Origin of the sequence: Microcella sp. (assembly GCF_046293215.1) — a bacterium.
Classification (GTDB): domain Bacteria; phylum Actinomycetota; class Actinomycetes; order Actinomycetales; family Microbacteriaceae; genus Microcella.
Genome location: NZ_JBKBPI010000008.1, coordinates 69,018 through 90,361 on the forward strand (window position 1 = coordinate 69,018; position 21,344 = coordinate 90,361).

Annotated in this window: 18 protein-coding genes and 1 tRNA gene; 6 read left to right on the forward strand and 13 right to left on the reverse strand. The window is 69.3% G+C overall.

The features are described from left to right. Positions 1-4 precede the first annotated feature (4 nt). Positions 5-502 carry a hypothetical protein gene (locus tag ACK4SC_RS08505; protein ID WP_409617050.1) on the forward strand — a complete coding sequence of 166 codons (498 nt, stop codon included), beginning with the start codon at positions 5-7 and terminating at the stop codon, positions 500-502. A gap of 321 nt (positions 503-823) precedes the next feature. On the opposite strand, the gene treZ is transcribed toward ACK4SC_RS08505, so the two are convergent. The 9 genes from treZ to ACK4SC_RS08550 are packed head-to-tail and all read right to left on the reverse strand — an operon-like array spanning position 824 to position 12,447. Continuing rightward, a complete protein-coding gene (gene treZ, locus ACK4SC_RS08510; RefSeq protein WP_409617052.1) occupies positions 824-2,698 on the reverse strand; it encodes a malto-oligosyltrehalose trehalohydrolase in 1,875 nt (624 codons plus the stop codon). After that, entirely contained in the window at positions 2,695-5,097 is a 2,403-nt protein-coding gene (gene treY / locus ACK4SC_RS08515) for a malto-oligosyltrehalose synthase (RefSeq protein ID WP_409617054.1), read from the reverse strand. Before treY ends, treZ begins: the two co-directional genes overlap by 4 nt. Then, on the reverse strand, positions 5,094-7,298 hold the full coding sequence (gene glgX, locus ACK4SC_RS08520) for a glycogen debranching protein GlgX (RefSeq protein WP_409617056.1): 2,205 nt from the start codon (positions 7,296-7,298) through the stop codon (positions 5,094-5,096). Before glgX ends, treY begins: the two co-directional genes overlap by 4 nt. 53 nt (positions 7,299-7,351) lie before the next feature. Beyond that, complete coding sequence (locus tag ACK4SC_RS08525) at positions 7,352-8,215, reverse strand: prenyltransferase (protein WP_409617057.1); 864 nt, start codon at positions 8,213-8,215, stop codon at positions 7,352-7,354. Next, entirely contained in the window at positions 8,212-8,556 is a 345-nt protein-coding gene (locus ACK4SC_RS08530) for a lycopene cyclase domain-containing protein (RefSeq protein WP_409617059.1), read from the reverse strand. The genes ACK4SC_RS08525 and ACK4SC_RS08530 overlap by 4 nt, the downstream gene beginning before the upstream one ends. Next, on the reverse strand, positions 8,553-8,897 hold the full coding sequence (locus ACK4SC_RS08535; RefSeq protein WP_409617061.1) for a lycopene cyclase domain-containing protein: 345 nt from the start codon (positions 8,895-8,897) through the stop codon (positions 8,553-8,555). The genes ACK4SC_RS08530 and ACK4SC_RS08535 overlap by 4 nt, the downstream gene beginning before the upstream one ends. Before the next feature lie 4 nt (positions 8,898-8,901). Next, positions 8,902-10,470, reverse strand: a complete 1,569-nt coding sequence (crtI, locus tag ACK4SC_RS08540; RefSeq protein WP_409617171.1) for a phytoene desaturase family protein — start codon at positions 10,468-10,470, stop codon at positions 8,902-8,904. Further along, entirely contained in the window at positions 10,461-11,372 is a 912-nt protein-coding gene (locus ACK4SC_RS08545; RefSeq protein ID WP_409617062.1) for a phytoene/squalene synthase family protein, read from the reverse strand. Before ACK4SC_RS08545 ends, crtI begins: the two co-directional genes overlap by 10 nt. Before the next feature lie 4 nt (positions 11,373-11,376). Then, on the reverse strand, positions 11,377-12,447 hold the full coding sequence (locus tag ACK4SC_RS08550; protein ID WP_409617064.1) for a polyprenyl synthetase family protein: 1,071 nt from the start codon (positions 12,445-12,447) through the stop codon (positions 11,377-11,379). 22 nt (positions 12,448-12,469) lie between these two features. Here ACK4SC_RS08550 and idi point away from each other — a divergent pair, with 22 nt between their 5' ends. Next, positions 12,470-13,009, forward strand: coding sequence for an isopentenyl-diphosphate Delta-isomerase (idi, locus tag ACK4SC_RS08555; protein WP_409617066.1), 540 nt, complete (start codon positions 12,470-12,472; stop codon positions 13,007-13,009). Here the strand turns inward: idi and ACK4SC_RS08560 are convergent. Together ACK4SC_RS08560 and ACK4SC_RS08565 are read right to left on the reverse strand one after the other, a co-directional pair. Continuing rightward, positions 12,991-15,033 (reverse strand): ATP-binding protein, encoded by a 2,043-nt coding sequence (locus ACK4SC_RS08560; protein WP_409617068.1) that lies wholly within the window; start codon positions 15,031-15,033, stop codon positions 12,991-12,993. The genes idi and ACK4SC_RS08560 overlap by 19 nt on opposite strands. A 105-nt stretch (positions 15,034-15,138) precedes the next feature. Beyond that, on the reverse strand, positions 15,139-17,184 hold the full coding sequence (locus ACK4SC_RS08565) for an ATP-binding protein (protein ID WP_409617070.1): 2,046 nt from the start codon (positions 17,182-17,184) through the stop codon (positions 15,139-15,141). An 81-nt stretch (positions 17,185-17,265) separates the two neighbouring features. Between ACK4SC_RS08565 and ACK4SC_RS08570 the strand changes: the two genes are divergently transcribed. Further along, a complete protein-coding gene (locus ACK4SC_RS08570; RefSeq protein WP_409617071.1) occupies positions 17,266-17,637 on the forward strand; it encodes a response regulator transcription factor in 372 nt (123 codons plus the stop codon). 9 nt (positions 17,638-17,646) lie between these two features. Here ACK4SC_RS08570 and dcd read toward each other — a convergent pair whose 3' ends face one another. Further along, on the reverse strand, positions 17,647-18,228 hold the full coding sequence (gene dcd / locus ACK4SC_RS08575; RefSeq protein ID WP_409617073.1) for a dCTP deaminase: 582 nt from the start codon (positions 18,226-18,228) through the stop codon (positions 17,647-17,649). Between the two features lie 122 nt (positions 18,229-18,350). On the opposite strand from dcd, the gene ACK4SC_RS08580 reads away from it, so the two are divergent. Then, positions 18,351-18,424, forward strand: a tRNA-Gly gene (locus ACK4SC_RS08580). Between the two features lie 64 nt (positions 18,425-18,488). Then, the gene (locus ACK4SC_RS08585; RefSeq protein ID WP_409617075.1) at positions 18,489-19,001 is read left to right on the forward strand and encodes a hypothetical protein; all 513 of its coding nucleotides are present in this window, start codon (positions 18,489-18,491) and stop codon (positions 18,999-19,001) included. On the opposite strand, the gene ACK4SC_RS08590 is transcribed toward ACK4SC_RS08585, so the two are convergent. After that, positions 18,972-20,321, reverse strand: coding sequence for an ATP-dependent RecD-like DNA helicase (locus ACK4SC_RS08590; protein ID WP_409617077.1), 1,350 nt, complete (start codon positions 20,319-20,321; stop codon positions 18,972-18,974). The genes ACK4SC_RS08585 and ACK4SC_RS08590 overlap by 30 nt on opposite strands. A 73-nt stretch (positions 20,322-20,394) precedes the next feature. Here ACK4SC_RS08590 and ACK4SC_RS08595 point away from each other — a divergent pair, with 73 nt between their 5' ends. Further along, complete coding sequence (locus ACK4SC_RS08595) at positions 20,395-21,339, forward strand: hypothetical protein (RefSeq protein ID WP_409617079.1); 945 nt, start codon at positions 20,395-20,397, stop codon at positions 21,337-21,339. The last annotated feature ends 5 nt before the right edge of the window (positions 21,340-21,344 follow it).

Below are 21,344 nucleotides of genomic sequence, written 5' to 3' on the forward strand. Positions count from 1 at the left end.
CGACGTGGCGCACGACGAACGCGATGAGCTCGACGAGCTGGACGACCCGAACGCTCCGGGCTGGCAGCCCGACCCCGAGCGGCCCGGCTACGAGCGGTGGTACGACGGCGAGCGCCTGATCGGGCCGGCAAAGAAGGAGCCGGACCCGTTCTCGGCGTTCAGCCCCGCCGTCACCCGCTCGCTGCGCCCCGGCCCCAACCGGGATGCGCGCATCGCCCGCTGGGGGCTCGTCGCCACCCTGGGCGGCTTCGCCCTGCAGCAGGTCGTCGCCGGCGGGTTCCTTACGGGGCCCGGCGTCGAGCAGATCAGCGTCATCCTCGTGGCGTTGGCCATCGCCGCCGCGGCCGCCATCGCCACGGTCGTGTTCGCGCTGCGAGCGCTGAAGCGCGCGCCGCAGCTCGGCGGGCGCGGCATCGCCACCGTGGCCCTCGTCGCCGCGCTGCTGCTCGGACTCGCGCCGACGCTGCTACTCGTCGCGATCGGCATCGGCGGCGGGGTGTAGGCGCGCGCGTCCTGTCGCTCCCGCCCCGCCGCCGCGCGCCCCGGCCCTCGCGCCCCACGCTTACGCCCTTCGCGCTGGTTCCGACGCGTCGCACGACTCACCGTTTACGACAGCTCGCGCTAACCAGCGCTCGCGCACCACACGTGACTCACTACTTCGGACACGTCGCACGGCAACTGGCGTGCGACGTGTCGGAACCAGTGCGACGCGCGGGTAGCTGGCCGGCCGCGCGGGCTGGGGGTGCGCTGGGGTGCGCGGGAGGTGGGCCGGTCGGGTGCGCGTCAGCGCAGGGCGGCGAGATACCGGTGCGGCGCGGCTCGGCTACTGGACGCGCACCACCGCGGCGCTCCACGGTGCGAGCGTCACCGTTGCCGGCGATCCCTCCGCCGGCGGCGCGAGACGGGCATCCGCCGTCGTTGCGTGCAGCAGGCGCGGCGACGCGTTGCCGGGGCCGTCCGGCAGGGCGATCGTCGCCGGCTCAGCGTATGCGACGCACACGCTGACGAGGCCGCCCGCGGCGGCAGTCAGCCCCGCGCCACGGTCGAGGCGGAACCAGGCGAGCGGGTAGTCGGCGGCGGCCGTCGCTGGCCCGGACGCGCTCGCCGCGTGCGCGAAGCGCGGGTCGGTCAGCTCGGGCACGGCCCGCCGCAGCGCAATCAACTCGCGGTGCAGGGTGAGCAGGCGGCGGTGCCGTGCTGTGCCCTCGTGGTCGGGGTCGATCTCTGCCCAGTCGAGGCGCGAACGCGTGAACGTCTCAGGGTCTTGCGGGTTCGGCACGACCGACTCGTCCCAGCCCATCTTGACGAACTCGGCGAGCCTGCCCTCGGCGGTCGCGCGCCCCAGTTCGGGCTCGGGGTGCGAGGTGAAGAACTGCCAGGGCGTCTGCGCGCCCCACTCCTCACCCATGAACAGCATCGGCGTCGAGGCGCTCGTGAGGTTCAGCACCGCGAGCACGGCCAGCTGGTCGTCGGTCAGGGTCTGCGACAGCCGGTCGCCGGCGGCGCGGTTGCCGATCTGGTCGTGGTTCTGCGCGCACGTGACGAGCCGCCAGAACGGAACCTCGGCAGGGATCGGCGCCCCGTGGTCGCGCTCCCGGAAGCTCGAGTACGTGCCGTCGTGGAAGAACCCCCGAGACGAGGTCTTCACGAGCGCGTCCGAGGCCGCGAAGTCGGCGTAGTAGCCGGCGGTCTCGCCCGACACGGCGACGTGCATCGCGTGGTGGTGGTCGTCGCTCCACTGCGCGGTCAGCCCGTAGCCGCCCGCCTCCCGCGGCAGGATCAGCCGCGGGTCGTTCATGTCGCTCTCGGCGATCAGCGACAGGGGGCGACGCAGGTGCGCGCTGCGCGCATCCGTCTCGACGGCCATCGCCTCGAGGATGTGATCGTCGGGCTCGTCGACGAGCGCGTGCACGGCGTCGAGGCGCAGGCCGTCGACGTGGAAGTCGTCGAACCACATGGCGAGGTTGTCGAGGATGAACCGGCGCACCTCGGGGGTGTCGACCGCGACCGAGTCGCCCCACGTGTTCGCCGAGCCGTCGCGCAGGTAGGGGCCGAAGCGCGGCAGGTAGTTGCCGGAGGGCCCGAGGTGGTTGTACACGACGTCCTGCACGACGCCGAGCCCGCGGGCGTGGCAGGCGTCGACGAAGCGGCGGTAGGCGGCCGGGCCGCCATACCCCTCGTGCACCGTGTACCAGGCGACGCCGTCGTAGCCCCAGTTGTGCGTGCCGTTGAAGCCGTTGACGGGCAGCAGTTCGACGAGATCGACGCCCAGGTCGACGAGGTGGTCGAGCCGGCGAATCGCCGCGTCGAGCGTGCCCTCCGGGGTGAACGTGCCGAGGTGCAGTTCGTAGAGGACGCTGCCCGCCAGCTGCCGGCCCGTCCAGTGCTGGTCGCGCCAGTCGTAGGCGGCCGGGTCGTCGACGGCGCTCAGCCCGTGCACGCCGTCCGGCTGACGCCGCGACGCCGGGTCGGGCAGGGGATGCTCGTCGTCGTCGAGCAGGAACCCGTAGCGGTCGCCGACGCGCAGCGCCCGCTCCAGGGCGAACCACCCGCCGGGCTGCGCATCCATGGCGAGGCTCTCGATGAGGCCGTCGCGCTCTCGATGCAGACGAACGGCGGATGCCCGCGGCGCCCACACGCGCACCGCGCGATCGCGGGCTCCGGCACCGTCGGCCACGCCGTGCCTCGCCGCGGTCATCGTTCGACCTCCAGAAGCAGAGCGACGGGATAGGGCCGCAGCACGTCGTCGAGCCGCAGCTCGCCGCCGTCGTAGTGGCGGCCGCTCAGCACGTCGACGACGGCCCGCTGCGGAAGCACGATGCGGGTGTCGCCAAAGCCCCCGCGGGCGTCGAGCCCCACGGGCAGGCGTGTCGCGATCGCGACGGCCCCGCCGCGGTCGAGGGCGACCGCGTGCCGAGCAGCCTCGCCGATGACGGGCAGGGGCGCGTACCGGGTGAACAGCTCGGCGCGATCACGGCGGGCGCGCAGGGCCCGGCTCGTCACGAGCAACTTGGCGGCCCCGCTCGCGTCGACGTCGGGCAACCATCCCTCGTCGAGGCGGGCGAGCAGCGACCGCCTGACCTCGTAGTCGACCGGGCGGCGGTTGTCGGGGTCGACGAGGCTCGTCTCCCACAGTTCGCTGCCCTGGTACACGTCGGGAATACCGGGTCCGGTGAGTTGCAGCAGCTTCGCCGCGAGCCCGTTCGACCAGCCGGCGGGCGCGATCGCCGCGACGAAGTCGCTGACGAGGTCGGTGAGGGCACCGCCGGCCAGCACCGTGTCGATGGCGGCGTGCATCCGCTCTTCGAAGTCGGCGTTGGGCTCCGTCCAGGTGGTCGAGGTGCCCGCCTCGCGCGACGCTTTCTCGGCGTAGGCGTGGGCGCGCTCGGCGTCGACCGGCCAGGCCCCGACGAGGCTCTCCCAGAGGAGATTCTCGAACGGCCCGTCGCCGATGGGCGCCGCCTCCCGCAGTTCGGTGAGCAGCGTTTGCCATGCCTCGGGCACCTCGGCCAGCACGTGGATGCGCGCGCGGGTGTCTTCGCCGCGCTTCGTGTCGTGCGTGCTGAGCGTCGTGAGCGACGCCGGGTAGGCGGCCTGCCGCATGGCTTGCCGGCGATGAAACTCGTCGACGTCGACCGAGAACTCGGCCGGGTCGGCGCCCACCTCGGTGAGCGAGGCGAGCCGGCTGACCCGGTAGAAGGCGGTGTCTTCGACGCCCTTCGCCATGACCATGCCGCTCGTCTGCTGGAAGCGGCGCGCGACCGGTTGTTCGGGATCGGCGAGCAGCGGCTCGAGCGCGGTGATGGCCGCATCGAGGTCGGGGCGCGAGCGCCGAGCGGCCGCGACCGCCTCGGCCAGGTGCTCGGCGCCGACCGGCAGGTACGAGCGGTAGACGGGGAAGCAGGCGAGCAGTTCGGCGAGCGCGTCCGCCGCGTCGTCAATCGGATGCTCGCCCGACGCTGGCGCCGGAGGCTCGCGTTCCAGCCGCAGCACCTCGCTGCGCAGGATCGTATCGGCCACCTTTCGCTTGGTGCGGCGGATCAGCGCGTGCCAGTCGAGCGGGATGTCGTCTCCGCGCAGCTGCGCGTCGAGCGCGCCGAGCGCGGCGCGGCCGGCCGGGTCAACGAGCACACGGTCGATGGAGGCGAGTGCGTCGTAGCCGGTCGTGCCGGCGGCCTGCCAGGCGACGGGCAGCTGCTCGTCGCCCTCGAGGATCTTCTCGACCCACACCGGCGCGTGGTCGGTGACCTCGGCGAGGCGGTCGAGGTAGCCGCCCGGGTCGAGCAGTCCGTCCGGGTGGTCGACGCGAATGCCGTCGGCGAGTCCCTCGCGCACCCAGCGCACAATCTCGCGGTGACTCTCGGCGAAGACGGCGTCGTTCTCAACGCGGATCGCCGCGAGCGTGTTGACGGCGAAAAAGCGGCGGTAGTTGAGTTCGGCGTCGGCGCGGCGCCAGTGCATGAGCTCGTAGTGCTGCGCGTCGAGGATCCGCGTGATGGTCGCGGCCGAGCTCAGATCGTCGTCGTCCGAGAGCGCGGAGTCGGTACGCAGGGGGTACAGGGTGTCGTAGACGCGCACCGCGGCGCCCGGCTCGGGTTGATCATCGACTCCGCGGGGCAGGAGTGCAACGTGCCCGTCGGCGATCACCTGCGACAGTTCGTCGCCCAGCACGGGCAGCCGTACCCGCCCCGCACCAAACGCCCAGTCGACGTCGAACCACGCGGCGGCTTCGCCGTCTGCACCGTCACGCAGGAGCAGCCACCACATGCGGTTCTGGGCGGGGTCGGCGACCCCAACGTGGTTCGGAACGATGTCGACCAGCACGCCCAGCTGTCGAGCGCGGGCGGCGTGCACAGCTCGCTCGAGAGCGGCCGCTCCCCCGCGTTCGACGTCAACGGCGCCGTGGTCGACGACGTCATACCCGTGACTGGAGCCCCGCGTCGCCTGGAGCAGCGGTGACAGGTAGAGCCAGTCAGCCCCGAGCTCCGTCACGTAGTCGGCGAGCGCCGCGACCTCGTCCAGGTCAAAGTCAGCCGTCACTTGCAGGCGGTAGGTCGACACGGGAAGTCGATGCCCGCGGCGCGCGTCGGTGATCATGACGAACTCACCGATGGGGTCGACACCGCATCGATCGGCAGCGATGACAGGGATGCGGCAACCGCGTCGTCGACGACAATTTCCGGTTCGATCCACTCGCGCAAGACGACGAGAGTGATGCCCTCGAGGCGCATCGCGTCACCGGCGCCGAGCAGCGGCTCGCCGTCGATGCCGCTCGTGTCGATGAGGCGCTCCCAGCGCGTTCCGTAGTCCGCGGTCGGCAGAGTGACGAGCACCTGCTCGGTGTGGGCCGAGAAGTAGACGAGGAACGAGCGGTCGACGATGCGCTCGCCGCGTGCATCCCGGCCCCGAATGCCGCGCCCGTTCAGGTACACGCCGATCGAGCGGCCGAAACCCGACTCCCAGTCCTCCGGCCCCATGGCGCTGCCGTCGGGGCGCAACCAGGCGACGTCGGGCATGGGTTCGCCCGCGCCGCGGCGCACCGGCCGTCCGTCAAAAAAGCGGGTGCGACGGAAGGTGGGATGCTCGCGGCGCAGCCGTGTCAGGGAACCCACGAATTCGATGAGCGCCGCATCCGCCGTCGACCAGTCGATCCACGACAGGGCCGAGTCGTGCGCGTACACGTTGTTGTTGCCACGCTGGGTGCGGCCAAGCTCGTCACCGTGCGCGATCATCGGCACCCCCTGGCTGAGCAGGAGGGTGGCGAGGAAGTTGCGTTGCTGACGGGCACGCAGCGCGTTGATGATGGGGTTCGCGCTCGGCCCCTCCTCGCCCAGGTTGTATGAGCGGTTGTGGCTCTCGCCGTCCTGGTTGTTCTCGCCGTTCGCCTCGTTGTGCTTCTCGTTGTACGACACGAGGTCGCGCAGGGTGAACCCGTCGTGCGCGGTGACGAAGTTGATGCTCGCCACCGGTCGCCGGCCGGAGTGCTCATAGAGGTCGGCCGATCCGGTGATGCGGCTCGCGAACTCGCCGAGGGTTCCCGTCTCGCCGCGCCAGAAGTCACGCACGGTGTCGCGATACTTGCCGTTCCACTCGGTCCACTGCGGGGGGAAGTTGCCGACCTGGTAGCCGCCGGGGCCGATGTCCCAGGGCTCGGCGATCAGCTTGACCTGCGACACGACCGGGTCTTGCTGCACCAGGTCGAAGAACGCACTCAGCCGGTCGACGTCATAAAACTCGCGGGCAAGCGTGGCGGCGAGGTCGAAGCGGAAGCCGTCGACGCGCATCTCGGTGACCCAGTAGCGCAGCGAGTCCATGATGAGTTGCAGCGAGTGCGGGTGGCGCACGTTCAGGCTGTTGCCGGTGCCCGTGTAGTCCATGTAGTGCTTCTCGTCGCCCTCGACCAGCCGGTAGTAGGCGGCATTGTCGATGCCCTTGAGGCTCAGCACCGGCCCGAGGTGATTGCCCTCGGCCGTGTGGTTGTAGACGACGTCGAGAACGACCTCGATGCCGGCCGCGTGCAGCGCCTTCACCATCGACTTGAATTCCTGCACCTGCTGGCCGCGGTCGCCCACCGACGAGTAGTCGTTGTGCGGTGCGAGGAACCCGATCGTGTTGTAGCCCCAGTAATTGCGCTTGCCCGCGTCGACGAGGTGCTTGTCGTGCACGAACTGGTGCACCGGCATGAGCTCGATCGCGGTCACGCCGAGCTTCTTCAGGTGGTCGATGATCGCGGGGTGCGCGATGGCGGCGTAGGTGCCCCGAATCTCGTGAGGAACGTCGGGGTGGGTCTGCGTGAGACCCTTGACGTGCGCCTCGTAGATGACGCTTTCGGCGTAGGGGATGCGCGGATGGCGGTCTCCCGCCCAGTCGTAGAAGGGGTTGATAACGACGCCGAGCATGGCGTGCGGGAGCGAGTCGTCGTCGTTGCGTGCATCCGGGTCGCCGAAGCGGTACGGGAACAGCGATTCGTCCCAATCGATCTCGCCGTGCACCGCCTTCGCGTACGGGTCGAGCAGCAGCTTGTTCGGGTTGCAGCGCTGGCCAGAGTCGGGGTCGTAGGCGCCGTGCACGCGATAGCCGTACAGCTGCCCGGGCTGCACGCTCGGCAGGTAGGCGTGCCAGACGAACGCGTCGACCTCGATGAGCTCGATGCGCGTCTCCGTGCGGGTGCCGTCGTCGGCCTCGTCGATGAGGCAGAGCTCAACGCGCTCGGCGGCCTCACTGAACAGCGCGAAGTTGGTGCCATTGCCGTCGAACGTGGCGCCGAGCGGGTACGGGCTTCCGGGCCAGGTGTGCATGCGGGGCTCCTCGCGGGTGGTGGTCGCACCAGGCTAGGGGGTCGCCCCGGGGGTCAGGCCGCGATCACCCAGTAGATCATCAGCATTGTGACGACGGCGCCCGCGACGAAGTTGAGCAGCAAGAAGCGCTTCCATCCGCGGTTGGCGTCTTCGGCCGTGGCGTCGGTGACGTTCCACCACTGCGCAGTCGAGACGACGTAGGGCAGCGCGGCGAGGGCGGCGATCGGGCCCGGCCAGTCGGTGCCGAGCAGCAGAAGACCCGCCAGGAGGTACGCGACGACCGCGAGTCGGGTGGTCGCGCGCGCACCGATGACGGTCGCAACGGAGGCGAGTCCCCCCTCACGGTCGGCGATGACGTCCTGCACCGCGCCGAAGGCGTGGCTCGCGATGCCCCACAGGAAGAACGCCGCGAGGATCAGCCACAGCTGCGGCGTGAACGTCGCCCCCGCGAGCACAAGGCCGTACACGGCGGGGCTGACGAAGTGCGTGCTCGACGTGACCGAGTCGAGGAAGGGCTTCTCTTTGAAGCGCAGCCCCTTCAACGAATAGGCGATGACGGCAAACACGCTGATGGCGAGCACGAGCCAACTGAGCGGATCGCCGATCACGACGAGATATGCGAGGAAGGGCACGTTCGTGACGAGGGCGGCGATGAGCGTCGTGCGGTGCAGCGACGTGTCGAGCAGGGCGCCCTCGACACCGCCCTTGCGGGGATTGCGCAGGTCGGATTCGTAGTCGAAGACGTCGTTGATGCCGTACATGGCGAGGTTGTACGGAATGAGGAAGTAGATCGTGCCGATGATCAGCGGCAGATCGACCTCGCGCGTGGTGAGCAGGTAGGCGGCCGCGAAGGGGAAGGCCGTGTTGATCCAACTCAGAGGCCGCGAGCTGAGCGTCAGCTGCGCGAGCGTGTTCACGAGTCCTTATTCTGCCGTGCGCCCTCAGCGCCCGCGGTCACCCCGCCGGAGCGGCTGGGCAGCAGCTGCCAGACGGCGGGCAGCAGCACCAACGCCGCCACGGTGTACGCGAAGTCTTCGATCGGCGCGACGCCGATGCGAATTCCCGAGATGAGCGCGTCGTCGTAGTCGACGATGCCCGTGCCGATGATCACGTTGTCGAAGATCGCCGTCAACGCGATCATCAGGATGCTCGCGAGCCCCACCGCGCGCCAGTTCGGTGAGCGCCGCGCCAGCACCGCCGCGACGCCGACGAGCGCAACGACGGCAAGGAAGACAATGTTCAGCAGGGTGTAGGTCACGAGGCCACCGCCCTCGTGCGCCGCCAGCGCCCGCCCAGCCAATCGGCCGCGGCGAGGTAGGCGTTCATCGTGTTGTAGCAGAGCAGGATGAGGAAGAAGACCTCCTCGATCGGCAGCTCGGGGCCGATCAAGACACCCGTCATGAAGTTCGTCGAGCCGCGGAAAAAGATGCCGAGGGCGATGCCGAAGACATCCCACACGAGAAAGAACGCGACGCCGAGGGGCAAGACGACAGCGGCTTTCCGCCAGTCGCGCCAGAAGAACAGCCCGAACCGTCGATCGAGCATCACCATGCCGGTGATGGCGATCGACAGCGCGATCAGATAGCTGAAGCCGATCATGACGCTAGACGGTGGTGACCGTTGGCTCGAGCGGCTCGGGCAGCGGTTCGGTCGAGGTGTCGCCGCGCAGGCGCTTCACCAGCACCTCCGCACTGATGAGACACATCGGCAGACCGATGCCGGGGATCGTCGAGTAGCCGGCGTAGTACAGGCCGCGCACCTTCTTCGACACGTTGCCGGCCCGGAAGAATGCCGACTGCTTCAGCACGTGGGCGGGGCCGAGCGCCGTGCCGCGCCACGCGTTGACATCCTCGGCGAAGTTTCCGGGGCCGTAGGTGCGGCGCACGACGATGCGGTCGGCGAGATCGGGGATGCCCGCCCACTCACTGATCTGGGCAATGATGCGGTCGGCGTACGTCTCAAGCGGGGTATCGCCGTCACCGTCGACATCGCCCCGGCCGAACGAGAGGTCGGCGGGAGCCGGCACCAGCACGAAGACGTTCTCGTGCCCCTCGGGCGCGACCGAGGGGTCAACACCGGATGGCTTGCAGATGTAGAGCGAGGCCGGGTCGGGCCACGACGGGCTGTCGCCGAAGATCTTCTCGAAGTTCTCACGCCAGTCAGCGGCGAACAACAGCGTGTGGTGCTCGAGCTGCGGCAGCTCGCCCTCAACTCCCAGATACATCAGCAGGGCACTGGGGCCGGCGGTCGCCTTCTGCCAGTACTCCTCGGGGTAGGTCTGGCGCTCTTTCGGCAGCAGCGCGGTCTCGGTGTGGTGCAGGTCGGCCGCCGCGACGACCAGATCTGCCTCGATGACCTCGCCGTCCTCGAGTTCGACGCCCCGCGCATCCCCCGTCGATTCGTCGACGATGATGCGGGCGACGGGTGCGTTCAGGCGAAGCTCGGCTCCCTGGTCTTCCGCGACGGCGGCGACGCGCTCGATGAGCTTCGCGAAGCCGCCCATCGGGTACAGCACGCCGTCGGTCAGGTCGAGGTGCGACATGAGGTGGTACATCGCGGGCGTCAGGAAGGGCGACGAGCCAAGGAACACGGCCGGATAGCCCAGAATTTGGCGCAGCCGCAGGTCGCGGAAGCGGCGGCCCACGAAGCTGTCGAGGCTCTGCACGAGCATCTTCATGAGCTTCACCGAGCGCTTCAGCACGTCGGCGCGCAGAAGGGGACCAATCGACTCGAAGCTCGTGTAAAGGAAGCGCTTCTTCGCCATGACGTAGGTGTCTTCGGCCGAATCGAGGTAGCGCTCAAGCTTCGCCCCGGCGCCCGTCTCGATCGACTCGAACAGCGCGACGTTGTCGGCACGGTTCGCGGCGATATCGGTCGGCCGATCGAATCCCTCGGTGATGACGCGGTAGCCCGGGTCGAGCTGAATGAGCTCGAGCTGCTCGGCGGTCGACGTGCCGCACAGCTTGAAGAAGTGGTCGAACACCTCGGGCATGAGATACCAGCTCGGGCCGGTATCGAACCGGAAACCGTCGACCGACCACGACCCGGCGCGGCCGCCGAACTGGTCACGCTTCTCGACGAGGGTGACGCGATGCCCGTCACGGGCGAGCAGGGCAGCAGACGACAACCCGGCGATGCCGCCGCCGATCACGACGACGCGGCTCACGCGGATGCTCCGATCGCGGTCGCACGCGCACGCTTCGGCGGGCGCGGAGTGCGGCCGGCGGCGGCCTCGGCGAGCAGTCGCGCCTTGACCGCCGTGGGAACGCTGATGCGCGCGCGAATCAGGGTCTCGGCGGGGGTGCGCCGGATGCGCTCGCCCAGTTCCTGGAAGAGGCTCTGCGCGAGCGCCACGGCCCGGCGGCTACCGGCGGGCAGCTCGGGGATCACGGCGGCCGAGACCCTCAGGTCGTCGTCGATGTCGTCGAGCAAGCGGTGCTTCTCCTGTTCGGTGAACTGGTCGACGCGGATTCCGGGAAAGTAGCTACGCCCGAGCGTCTCGACGTCGGCCGCGAGGTCGCGCAGAAAGTTGACCTTCTGGAACGCGGCGCCGAGGGCGCGGGCTCCGCGCACCATGCGTTCATTCTGCTCGTCGCTCACCGGGTGATCCTGAAGGAACGCCCGCAGGCACATGAGGCCGACGACCTCCGCCGAGCCGTAGACGTACGTGTCAAAGCTGTCCTGGTCGTGCTCGGTGTCGGTGAGGTCCATGCGCATCGAGTGGAAGAACGGCTTCGTCAACTCCTCGCCGAAGCCCGTTTCTCTCGCCGTGCGGGCGAAGGCGTGCACGACCAGATTGGTGGAGTACCCGGTGCGCATGGCCTGCTCGGTGTCGGCCTCGAACTCGTCGAGGTAGCGGCCGGCGGCCGCCGCGTCGAGCCCCGCCTCGGCCACCCCGCCGTCGACGATCTCGTCGGCGACCCGCACGAGGGCGTAGATGTTCTCGACGTGCTGGCGCACGCGCGGCTCTAACAGGCGGGAGGCGAGCCCGAATGAGGTCGAGTAGCGGCGGATCACCCGGCCCGCGATCTCGTCGGCGACACGGTCGTAGAGGGAGAGGCGCTTCAGCGTCATGGGGTCACTTCACTCGGTCGAGCACCTCGGCGGCGACCGGGTGCAGCTCGTCGCGCAGGGCGGCGGGAATGTGCGGCTCGGCGAGGCGAGCAAGCGCCCGCTGCGCGTAGTCGCGCGCGAGGTTCTCGGCGAAGGCGCGGGCACCGCACACAGCGAGCAACTCGCGCGCCTCCTCGGCCTCCTGCTCGGTGAGATCGTGCTTGCCAATCAGGTCGCCGAGTCGCGCCCAGGCGGGGGTCGAGCACGCGAAGGCGACCATGACCGTGCGCTTGCCTTCGCGCAGGTCGCCGACCGTGGTCTTGCCGGTCGCGCCCGGTTCGCCAAAGACGCCGAGCACATCGTCGATCACCTGGTACGCGATGCCGATGTCACGGCCGAACGCCCCGAGGGTGTCGATCGCCTCACGCGACGCGCCCGCAAGAATCGCACCGGCCTGCAATGGCGTCTCGAACGAGTACACGGCCGTCTTCAGCCGCTCCATGGTGAGGATGTCGTCGACGAGCGGCATGCCGGGCTCGATCGAGAAGTCGACGTCGATGAGCTCGCCGGCCGCCGAGGCGAACATGGCCTCGTCGAGCACGTCGGCGAGCCGGTCGCGCGTTTCGGCGTTGGCGCCCGATCGGTCGAGAAGCCGATACGAGTTGAACAGCGCGAGGTCGCCCGCGATCACAGCGGCGGACACGCCGCGGTGCTCGGCGATGTCTTCCGACGCGCCGAGCGTCACGGCGTGATCGCGGTAGACGCCGGAGATGTTGGGAATGCCCCGGCGAACGAAATCGCGGTCGATCACGTCGTCGTGCACGATGAGCGCGGTGTGCAGCAGCTCGAACGCGGCGCCCACGTACGCGGCCGCCTCCAGATCGCGGCCGCCCAAGCCGCAGTAGGCCGCCATCACCATGCGCGGGCGAAAACGCTTGCCGCCCTGGGTATTGCGTTCGAGCAGCCCCCACAGGTGGAGGTAGTGGTCGCCCAGGGGCTCTGCGCGCTTCTTGGATAGGCTGAAGAAGCGCTCCAATACAGCGTCGACGAGGGCCGCCCGCTCATCAGCGATGGCCACAGCGTCGTGTCGATTCACCCCAGCAGACTAGCGCGGCCCCATGACCGAAACCCCTGAATTCGTCGTCCTCCTCGCCGACGATGGCACGCCCATCGGAACGGCCGACAAGGCAACGGTGCACACGAGCGACACTCCGTTGCACCAGGCGTTTTCCTGCCACGTGTTCGACGACGCCGGCCGCGTGCTCGTCACCCGCCGCGCCCTGTCGAAGAAGACCTGGCCTGGCGTGTGGACGAACAGCTTCTGCGGCCACCCCGCCCCCGGCGAAGACATCGCCGAGGCGATCGCGCGGCGGGCAGAGCGAGAACTGGGTCTCGTCGTCACGGATGTGCGGGTGGCATTGCCCGACTTCCGCTATCGGGCGGTCGATGCATCGGGGGTCGTCGAAAACGAGATCTGCCCCGTATTCACGGCGCGCGCATCCGGTGATCCGCAGCCGGCCGACGACGAGGTGGCCGAGTGGGCGTGGGTTGAGCCGGTCGCCCTACGCCGCGCCGTCAGCGCCACACCGTTTGCCTACTCCCCCTGGATCGGCTGGCAGCTGGAACAGTGGTCAGGCGACTACTCCGCCGGATCCTGAGCCACGACGGGGATCGCGCCCGTCAGCACGCTCGGTTCAGGGGCGGTACGGCTGAACCGCATGATCGCCTCGGTGCCCGAGTGGCCGTCGGACTCGAGCCGAACCTCGCCGCCCAGGCGTCGCTCGACGAGCGCCTTGACGATCGGCAGGCCGAGGCCCGTGCCGGGCACATCGCGGTGGTCGGCGTCCTGAACACGGAAGAACCGCTCCCAGACCCGGTCGAGGTCGGCGGGCGGTATTCCTGGACCCTCATCACGGATGCGCAGCTCGCAGGTGTCGTCGTCAGCGCGGAGGCGCACCCGAATGGTGCCCCCCGCCGGTGAGAACTTCACGGCGTTGGACAGCAGATTGCTGACCACCCGCTCAAGGTCGAGTTCGTTCACAGTCACCATGACGGGTGGCGGGGGAAGCTCGAGGTCGAAGCGCAGTGATTTCGCGGGCGCAAAGCCTCCCGCGTCGTCACAGGCCTCCCGCACGAGGGCAACGACATCCAGGGTCGAAACGGGACGCGGAGACGGGCTGACCGTGGTCAACCGGCTCAGTTCGAGAACGTCGTCGATGACGGCCGCGAGGCGGCGAGCATTGCGGTCGATGATCGATGCTGCCTGCCGCTCGCTGTCGGGAAGAGCGGCGTCAGCAAGCTCTTCCGCGAAGCCCAAGATCGCGGTCACGGGAGTACGCAACTCATGACTGACCGACGCGATGAAGGCATCCTTCTGCTGATTCAAGTCGCGCAACTGTTCCGCCGTCGCCAACGCCGACCGCTCTCTTTCGATGCGGGCGGTGACATCGACGAAGACGACCGTGAGAATCATCGAACCGGTCGGCCCGGTGTGCACGTTCACGTCGACGTCGAACTGACCGACGGGGGTCGAAAGCTCCAAGCGCGCCGGTTGCCGACGGCGAATGGCATCGTCGATTCTCGCCTCGCCGAGAATCGGGTCAGAGTCGGTCAGCGATAGCAGTTCATCGCGACCCGGCCCAGCGGTGCGCGGCCAGCCGAGCGCGCGCCGCGCCGGATCGGTGAACTCGAGAATGCGCAGCGAGCGGCCCGCGATCACCTCTCCGATCACGATGCCGGTCTCCATGCCGACCAGTCCGCCGCGGAGAAGCCCCTCCCTGGCGGCGAACGCGGCCGCGAGCTCGCCCCACTCGGTCCGCGAAGCCGATACGAAGATGCCCGTGCACGCGTGGACGATCAGGTAGGACTGGACGATGATCACGGTGAGCCGAGGGTCGTCGGGCGCAATCTCGGAATATGACCCAATGCCGAGCCCCGTCAACGTCGCCGCAAGGACGCTGAGGGTCGCTAACTGCAGAGCCATGAGGGGCATGGGAAGCCGGAACCCGGCCCACAGGAGCGCGGCGATCGTCGCGAAGCCGAGGGGAATCGTATTGCTCGGCCAGAGGGCCACCGCGACGACCGTGGCGAAGATCACCACCTGCACGGCGGCCTCCCCCCGCGAGCCAACGGATCGCCACTGCCACTGCACGAGGACGATCGGCGTCAGCGTCAGGATCGCGCTGGCGTGCGAGGGAAAGACGGCTACCGCACTCGCCCAGAAGTCGGCCTCGGCGAACGCCCAGGCCGACGCCGCGGCGAGCAGCGCGACGACGGAGGCGCCCGCGGCACCCGCGAGCAGGAAGCGACCGGCGGAGCGCACGGTGCGGATGGTGGGATAGCGGCCGCCCGCCGTCAGGATCGTCGCCGCGGTGTACGCCGCGGCAGCATTGGCGATGCCGTATCCGATATCCAGCGCGAGCGGTCGGCCGACCGCGAGATTCGCCAGGAAGACGACGAGGACGATACCGAGCGTCGGCAGAATCTTGCGACCCCGCGCCATGATCAGGGTGGCCACACCCAGCGCCGCCGCCGGCCACCAAAAGGCGATGACGGCCCCCTGCGGTCGAAACTCAATCGAGAGCCAGCTGACCGCGCCGGTGGCCACGACACCCAGAACGACGATGACAGCGCGCAGTCCAGGGCGCGCATCGCGAACGCGAGATGCCAGATCGGTATGCATCGTCGCCGACCCTTCTCGGAAAGAAGCCGCCGGTGATGGCGTGCGCTCAGCATAACCCCCCGGGGGGTTTCGCGCACCGCTCGGAAGGGACCCTGGTGTCGCCGCCTAGGAGCGCTCCTCGCGTGCCGTCTCGTCGGGCACGACCAGGGCGGCAGTCGTGGGTGAGGCGGGCGCGTCGGAGGGCAACAGGAGCCGTGCCAGCGTGCCGGTGCCGCGGGGATTCGGCTCGAGCGTGACGCGACCGTGCAGTCGATCCTCGACGAGGGCCTTCACGATGGGTAAACCGAGCCCGGTACCCGGAGCGTCGCGGTGGGACTCATCCTGGATCCGATAGAAGCGTTCCCACACGAGTGGCAGCTGCGCGGGCGGAATACCGGGGCCGTCGTCGACGATGGTGACCTCGACTCCGTCGCCCGCGGGGCCGAGCCCGACCGTGACGACGCCGCCGACCGGGCTGAACTTCACCGCGTTCGACAGCAGATTCGCCACAACGCGTTGCACGTCCTGCCGCACCTGCGTGACGAGAACAGGCTCCGGGGGAAGGTGAGCATCGATATGCACCTCCCGCGCCGGGTACAGTCCACGCGCATCCTCTGCCGCTTGCTCGATCAGCTGACGAAGGTCAAACTGCGACGTCGCACGCCGAATGGTCGCTGAACCCGTCAGCCGACTCAACTCGAGCACATCCTCGATGACGTCGGCGAGTCGGCGGGCGTTGCGATCAATGACGTCGGCAGCCTGCTGCGCTTGGTCGCTGAGGGGCTCGTCAGCAAGCTGTTCGGCGAAGCCCATGATTGCGGTAACGGGGGTGCGGAGTTCGTGGCTCACCGACGCGATGAAGTCGTCCTTTTGTTGGTTGAGGTCGCGCAGCCGAACGAGCGACTGGACGGCGGCATCCTCGCGCTCCTGGCGCCGGGTGACGTCGGTCATGACGACGGTGACGATGGCGGTTCCCCGCAACAGAGGGCGGATCGACACGAGAGCGTCGAAGCGCCGGTCGCCATGCGCGATCTCCGCCTCACCCGGGTTGCCGCGGCGCAACAGGTCGTCGAGTGCGCGGTTGCCGAGCACGGGCTGCCCGGGAGCCAGAGGGATTCCCGTCTCAAACCACTCGGCCGGCGCCTCGCTGCGGCCGAGGGCGGCGAGGGCCGCCCGGTTGATGCCCCGGATGACGAGCCGCGCGTCATCGGTGCGCTCCGCGATGACGATGCCGGACTCGGCATTCACGATGCCGTCGCGCAACAGTTCCTCCTGCGCTTCGACGCGGGCGAGGGCGCGGCTCCAGTCGTTGCGTGATCCCGAGATCAGCAGCGCGGCGAGTGCGTAGACGATGAGGAAGCCCTGCAGCAGAAGAACCGTGATGCGTTCGTCACCGTCCAAGAACGGCGCGAACGGCCCTCCGCCGAGCACGGTGAGCACAATCGCGGCCGTGGCCAGAACGGCGATCTCGGCGGCGACGATGACCGTCGGCAGGCGGAATGCCGCCCACAGCAGCGCCAAGAACGGCAGATAGGAGTACGGCAGCGAGTTTCCCGGCGAAAAGACGAACCAGATCAGACCGGCAAGCACGGCCATTTGGGCGAGGGCCTCCAGCAGCCTCGCCCGCTGGGCCCACGCCGGCGTCAGCAGAAACAGCGGCAGAATCACGAGTAGGGCAGAGAAGTGCGACGCCCCCAGAGAGAAGAAGGTCACCTCCAGCGCCTGCCCGACGACGATGAGCGCCGTAAGCGCCCCGATACCCGCCATGGTGAGAGCGCCCGCCGCGCAGGCCACGAGGAACCGGCCGATGTCGCGCACGCCATCCAATCGCGCAACCGGCCCGCCGCGCGTAAGCGCGTAGGCCACAATCCACACCTCGACGGCGTTGCCGATGCCGTAACCGATCGTGAGTCCCCACTCGCGGCCCGCGAGCGCGTTCGCCGCAATGGCGGCGCCCAGGACCCCCAGGGCGGGCACCACACGGCTTCCCCGCGAGGCGAGCAGTGCCGCGACGCCGATGCCTGCCGCGGGCCACCAGGCGGCGACGGCGGCCCCCGCGGGACGCAATTCGACCGAGAAGTAGCTGATGACGCCAGCCAGCGTGATGAGCACGACGACGACCGTTCGCCGCACCACCGGGCGCGCGAACCACACCACCGTCGTGAGTCCCACGAAACGTCCTCCCCAGTACGGGGGGTCTGCCCCCGAACTGACTTGATCTGAGACTATGGTGTGCAGGGAAAAGAGGGAATGATGGCGCGCATTCTGATCGTCGAAGACGAACCCGACGTGCTCCTCCTGCTCGAAAACCGAGTCAAGGGGGCAGGGCACGACGTTGTGAGCGCAACCAACGGTGAGGAAGGTCTCACCCTTGTCGCCACCGAAAAACCCGACCTGGTCGTACTCGACTGGATGATGCCCCGACGCGACGGCATCGAAGTGTGCGAAGAGATTCGTGCATCCGATCCCGACCACAACACCAAGGTGCTGATGTTGACCGCACGCTCGCAGCAGAGCGACGTCGACCGCGCCATGGAGGCGGGCGCCGACGACTACATCGTCAAGCCATTCAGTTCGCGCGACCTGATCGAACGCATCAACGCGTTGCTCGTCACGGCCGCCTGAGCGGGGGCGTTACCGCTCGATCTCGGTGCGGTGGAAGTTCTGCCACGACCGCGAGGCGGTCGGCCCGCGCTGACCCTGGTAGCGGTTCAGGTAGGAGCCCGTGCCGTAGGGGTTCTCCGCGGGCGAGGTGAGCCGGAAGAAGCACAGCTGGCCGATCTTCATGCCCGGCCAGAGCGTGATCGGCAGCGTCGCGACGTTGCTCAGCTCGAGCGTCACGTGGCCGCTGAAGCCGGGGTCGACGAAGCCCGCGGTCGAGTGGGTCAGCAGCCCCAGACGGCCCAGCGAGCTCTTGCCCTCGAGCCGCGCCGCGACGTCATCAGGCAGCGTGACGGTCTCGTAGGTCGAGCCGAGCACGAACTCACCCGGATGCAAGATGAACGGCTCGTCCGGCTTCGCCTCGACGAGACGCGTGAGTTCGGGCTGCTCGACCGCCGGATCAATGAACGGGTACTTGTGGTTGTCGAACAGCCGGAAGAAGCGGTCGAGCCGCACATCGACGCTCGACGGCTGCACCATCGAGAGGTCGAGCGGATCAAGGCCGATGCGGCCCGAGTCGAGTTCGGCCCGAATGTCGCGGTCGCTCAGCAGCATGAAGGTCAGCCTAGCGAGCGATGAGTAGACTTGGGGCGCGTGCAACCGACGCCCGGGACGGGCGTCGGCGCTGGCGTCGCGGCAACGACCAGAAATGGTCGTCGCTCCACGCTCCAGCGCGCGGGGATGTAGTTCAATGGCAGAACCTCAGCTTCCCAAGCTGATGGCGCGGGTTCGATTCCCGTCATCCCCTCCATTCAGCCTTCTCACAGCAAACCGTCGCGCCTCCCGCACCGAACACAGTGCGAGAGGAGGGCGCCATGTCAATCACCACGCGTCCGGCGGCGAGCGGGGGCTCGCACCGCCGCTCCGTGCCGAGCGGGGGCTCGGCCACGGCCATCGCGTCACCGGCGGCACGGACCGCCGTGCTGCTGCTGACGGCGCCCGCGCTGCTCTGGGGGTTGCTCCTGCTCGCGAGCGCGGCACTGAAGGATCCGGGGCTGGGGGGCCTCGGCGCATCCTCGGTGCTGCCGCTGGGTGTCGCGAGCACCATCGGACTCGCTGGCGCCACGGGGGTTGCGCTCGCGAGTCGTTTCGCCGCGCGGCGGCTCGCCCGTGTTTCGGGTCGGCCGAGCCGCCGCGCGCCCCTCGCGATCGCGCTCGCTCTCGCGACGGGTGCCGCTCTCGTCGGCGGCGGGATGCTCGTCACCAGCATCCTCACGCCCGTCGCGTCATCGACGCCACAGCCCGTCGCTCCGGCGGCCGAGCCGCCCGCAGCACCAGCCGAGCCGCCTGCAGCACCGCTATTCGGCGTCGACCACTCGAACCACTGACCCGCGGTCGATCAGCGGCTCGGCCTCCGCCATGAACCGGCGAACGTCCTGGTCGACGATGATGTCGCTCGGCCGCAGTGGCCTAACGAGGTGCAGGCCCTCCAGCGAGCGGATGCGTGACAGCGCCACGTACGTCTGGCCGGGCGCGAAGGCGCGCGGCCCCAGGTCGATGATCGCGCGGTCGTAGGTCTGCCCCTGTGACTTGTGGATCGTCACCGCCCAGGCCAGGCGCAGCGGAAACTGGGTGAACTCGCCGATCACGTCTTTCGTCACCCGCTTCTGTGCCGCGGAGTAGGTGTAGCGATACTTCTCCCAGGTGGCCGGGTGCACCTCGTGGCTTTCGCCGTCGACCTCGATGAAGACGGTTCGCCCGATGCGCTCGACGGTGCCGAGTGACCCGTTGACCCACCGTGGCGCGCCGTCACCGCCGGTGTCGTTGCGCAGAAACATCACCTGGGCGCCGACCTTGAGCTGCAGCGACTCGTCGGCCGGGTAGCCGCCCCGCCCGCCAAACTCGCCGACCACCTCGGCCCTGGCAGTCTTCACGTCGCCGGGCAGGCGCGCCAGCTCGCGGGCGTTGATGCGGGTCACCGTGGCATTGGTGCTCGCCAGGGTCAGGACACCCTCGTCGGGGGCGGGGCGCGCGCCCGCTTCGTTCAGCGCACGCCCGATGTCGGGGGTGACCTCGCCGTGGCGCACGGCGGTCAGCATGTGGCGAAAGGCCTCGTCGCTCTGGCGGTGAATGGTCTGCAGTTCAACGATGCGTAGCTCGGCCTCGTTCCAGACCCGGGCATCAAAGAACCACATGGATCGGTAGTGGTCGGCGTAGTACGCCCGTTCGCCCTCGTCGCGCCCCGGTACGGGCGCAAGCTGATACGGGTCGCCGAAGAGCACAACCTGCGCGCCTCCGAACGGTTCGCGCGGGCGCGCTCGGGCGCTGCGCATGCGTCGATCGATCGCATCCATGAGGTCGGCACTGACCATCGACACCTCGTCAATCACGACGGTGTCGACGCCGCCCAGCAGACGCCGCAGGTGCGGAGCGTCGTCGAGGTCGGCATCGGCGATCAAGCCGATGGGCAAGCGAAACAGTGAGTGGATTGTCTGGCCACCCACGTTGAGCGCAGCCACGCCGGTCGGCGCGCAGACGATGACGGTGCGGTCGGTCTGCGCGAGGAAGGCTTCGAGCAGCGTCGACTTGCCCGTGCCCGCGCGCCCGGTGACGAAGACGTGGTCGCGGGTCGACTCGATGAGCTCGATCACGGCGCGCTGCTCGTCGGCGAGCGTCGGCGCGCCGACGAACGCAGACGAAGCAGTCACGACACCTCCGGGGTTGGGGTTTCAGCGTAGCCGGGGCGGCGCCGCCGTCGGGGCCGCGGCCTAGGCTGGGCGCATGGCGCGCGGAATGCTCATCGGGGGAGGAGTCCTCGCCCTCGTCTCGGGGCTCACCGCCGCCGTGCTCGCCGCGATCGTGATCGTCGCGGAGACCCCCGAGGCCCACGTGGAGCGCTACCTGACGGCCCTCGCCGACGATGATCTGCTCGCCGCAGCGGAACTCGCGGGGCTCGACCCCGGCACGGAGCTGCCCCTCGGCGACGAGGGCACCCCGACGACCGTGCGCGTGGTGACGGCGCAGGGGAGGTCCGAGGGTCGGGTCGCGGTCACCTCGGTGTACGGCAGCGACTCCGACGCCGCGACGGTGATCTTCCTCCTCGAGCCGGACACGCGACTGCTCGGCGTGATCCCGCAGTGGCGGTTCGTGTCCGCGCCCGTTGCGCGCATCCCGGTTGGCGTCGATAACCACGACACCGTTCGCGTGGCCGGGCGCACGGTGACGACCCCGGGGCCGGGAGCCACCCGCGAGGTCGCCGCGTTCATCCCCGCTCGGGTGTCGGTGACGAACGCCGAACCGTTCCTCGAGGCGCCAGCGCGCGTGATCCGGCCGCGCGCCATCGACCCTGCCCCGGTGATCCTGCAAGCCCAGCCCTCCGAGCGGCTCGTGCGCGAGGTGCAGCGACAGGTCACCGAACTGCTCGACCTGTGCGCCGAGCAGAGCGTGCTGCAGCCGGCCGGCTGCCCGTTCGGTCGCGTTATCGACGACGACCGGGTGCTCAACCGTCCGTCGTGGAGCCGCACCGACGAGCCGAGCGTCGTCCTCACGCGAACCGCCAACGCCGGCCGCTTCGGTCTCGAAGCGGCCGCCACGATGCAGGTGGAGGCGGAGGTGCAGTCGCTGTTCGACGGCAGCGTCACGCGGCTCGTCGACGCGGTGCCCGCCGAGCTTATGGGCATCGTGGTTCTGGGCCCCGACGGCCCCATCGTGACGGTCTACCCGTAGGCGGC